The sequence below is a fragment of the bacterium genome, from assembly GCA_016873475.1.
In the GTDB taxonomy this organism is placed as follows: Bacteria; Krumholzibacteriota; Krumholzibacteriia; order JACNKJ01; family JACNKJ01; genus VGXI01.
On the sequence record VGXI01000311.1, the window covers coordinates 1 to 2898 of the forward strand.

General features: G+C 70.0%; 2 protein-coding genes. One reads left to right on the forward strand and one right to left on the reverse strand.

Translation table 11 applies throughout. The features are described from left to right. Positions 1-1651, forward strand: a 1651-nt coding sequence (locus FJ251_15155; protein ID MBM4119039.1) for a T9SS type A sorting domain-containing protein, incomplete at its 5' end; no start/stop codon positions are given. Between the two features lie 8 nt (positions 1652-1659). Here the strand turns inward: FJ251_15155 and FJ251_15160 are convergent. After that, positions 1660-2811: an acyl-CoA dehydrogenase gene (locus tag FJ251_15160; protein MBM4119040.1), complete on the reverse strand. Its 1152-nt coding sequence runs from the start codon at positions 2809-2811 to the stop codon at positions 1660-1662. Positions 2812-2898: the final 87 nt, after the last annotated feature.

The window sequence follows — 2898 nt, forward strand, 5'->3', positions numbered from 1 at the left end:
CCCCTCGGAGAGCGGGCTCGGCGACTGGTCCTTCTCGAATACGGGCAGCAGGTCGAACCCGGGCAGCGGCGGCAACGGAGGCGGCTTCTGCCAGATCGGCGACGGCACGGGGATTTCCTACGCCTACGCGCCCTCGCGCTTCCTCGGCAACTGGTTTCCGCTCATCGGCCTCGCCAGCATGACGATCGACCTGCGCCGGCTGAGCAGCAGCGGCGATCCGCTGGTTGTCTCCGAGTTCATTCGCCTCTCCGGGCCCGGCGGCACGGCGGTGGTGGCGATGCCGGCCGGAGACTTGCCGCCGGTCGGCCGCGTCTGGCGCAGCTACAGCTTTCCCCTGGAAGCGGCAAGCTGGACCGTCACCGCCGGCACCTGGGATGCACTGCTCGCCAACGTGACGGAGTGCCGCCTGCAACTGGAGTTCGCCGGTAGCACGGAGACCGTCGGCTTCGACAACTTCGGGCGCCTGGCGCCCGGCTGTGCGCCGCTGGACCTGCCGGTGGTCGTGCACGCGAGCGATGTCGAGCTCTGCGATCACTTCGGCTTTGCCGGCATCTCGACCGTGGCGCTGAATCCGGCCGACGGCCTGCTCTACGGCCTCGTGGACCTGGCCTCGAGTTCGGGCGGTGGTCTCTGGGCGCTGGCGGGCGACATCGCGGGCACGCGCCTCGCGGCCTTCGCTCAACCCACGGGGCTGCTCTTCGACGCGGCGGGCAACGCCTTCGTCAGCGAGGACTACGGCGGCGAGATCTTCCGCTTCGCACTGGACAGCGGCACCTCGCTCTGGGTCTCGGGCTTTCACAGCGGCGACGACGATCCTTGTGGCCTCTGCTTTGCGCCGGCCGGCTTCGACGGGCCGAACGTGGATCCGGGTGACATCCTGGTCACGGACTGCGGCAGCGGTGGAGCCGACGAGGTCTGGGCCTTCTCGGCCGCCGTGGCCGAGAACGAGCGCCAGGTGATGCCCCACACCGGCGACCGCGACTTCCGCGACATCACCGCCGGCGACACCGGCGAGGTCTATCTCGCGGGCACGATCGATCCCACGACCGTGAGCCTGCTTGCGCCAGACGGCGCGCGGACGACACTCTCGCTCGCGACCCCCATCGCGGGGATGATCGGCATCGCCTACGACGGGGTGATGGACGCGCTCTACGTGATCGCAACGGGCGACAGCAGCCTGCGCCGCATCGACCCGACGACCGGCGCCGTCACGCTCGTGGCCGACGGCTTCGCCGGCTTCAACAACTGCGGCATCGACATCGACAGCGCGGGCCGCCGGCTCTGGGTCGCGGACTACGGCGCGGGGCGGGTCTACGAGTTCTGCCTGGCCTCGGGCTCCGCGGCGGGCGATTTCGGGCCCGCGGCTGGCGCCAGCTTGCTGGCGGGCCTGAGTGCCTGGCCCAATCCCGCGCGGACGGCGGTCGGGGTGCGCTTCGCGCTGCGCGCCGAGACCGAGGCGCGCCTGGAGGTCTACGATCTCGCGGGTCGCCTCGTGCGGCGGCTGCTGGCGGATCGGCTGCCGGCCGGCGAGCGCTCGCTCAACTGGGACGGCCGCGACGCGGCCGGCCGCCGCGTCGCCAGCGGGCTCTACCTGCTGCGCCTGTCGGCGGGCGAGGAAGTGCGCAGCGCGCGGGTCGTGATCCTGCGCTAGAGCTGCCCCTAGCGCTTGCGCACGAAGGCCGCGGCGATCGTGTTCTTCTGGATCTCCTTGGTGCCTTCGTAGATCTCGGCGATCTTTGCGTCGCGGTAGAAGCGCTCGACCTCGTACTCGAGGATGTAGCCGTAGCCGCCGAGGATCTGCACGGCCTCGTCGGTCACGCGCACGGCCGTTTGCCCGGCGAGGAGCTTGGCCATCGAGGTGAGCTTGGGATCGTTGCGGCCCTGGTCGAAGTTCCAGGCCGCCTTCAGCGTGAGCAGGCGCGCGGCCTCGATGGCCGTCGCCATGTCGGCGAGCTTGTGCTGCGTGGCCTGGAAGTCGGCCAGGCGCTGACCGAACTGCCGGCGCTGCTTCGCGTAGTCGAGCGCGCGATCGAAGGCGCCCTGCGCCCTGCCGACCGCGGTGGCGGCGATCTCGGCCCGGCTCTCGTCGAAGAACTCGAGCACCTGGTAGAAGCCGCGGCCCGCCTCGCCGATCAGATTCTCCGCCGGCACGCGCACGTTGCTGAAGGAGACCTCGGCCGTCGATGTCATGCGGATGCCCATCTTCTCGCCGACCTCGGCCGCCTCGAGGCCCGGCGCGCCCTTCGGCACGATGATCAAGGATTGTCCGCGGTGGCTGGGCTGCGCGGCCGGGTCCGTCTGGCAGAGCACCAGGTAGACGTCGGCGATCGAACCGTTCGTGATGAAGGTCTTCGTGCCGTTGATCGTCCAGCCGTCGCCGTCGCGCACGGCCGTGGTGTCCATCGCCGTGATGTCGCTGCCGTGATTCGGCTCGGTGAAACAGCCAGCGGAGAGCATCTCGCCCGCGGCGATCGCCGGCAGAGTGGCCGCTTTCTGGGCGGGCGAGCCGTGGCGCATGATGATCTCGGCCGCGAAGTCGCTGAGTGCCAGCGCCGTGCCGAAGCCGGAGTCACGGCGGCAGAACTCCTCGACGACGAGCGCGTTCTCGAGCACGCCGAGCCCCTGGCCGCCGTACTCCTCGGGGAAGTGGATGCCGATGAAGCCCAGCTCGCAGGCCTTCTTCCAGATGGCGCGCGGGAAGGTATGCTCCTTCTCGTGCTTGATCGCGAGCTCCTTGTCGAACTCGCCGGCGGCGAACTCGCGCGCCGCCTGCTGGATGTCCCGCTGCTCTTTGCTGAGATCGAAGTCCATGCTGCCTCCGGACTGCTAGGCGCCGCTCTGCTCGGCGAGCGCATCGAGAATCTTGAAGAGGTCCTCGGTGGCGCCGTAGTCGGCGGC

Excerpts from the sequence above, each read along its gene's own strand:
- FJ251_15160 (MBM4119040.1), bottom strand. The coding sequence starts at position 2,811 with ATGGACTTCGATCTCAGCAAAGAGCAGCGGGACATCCAGCAGGCGGCG.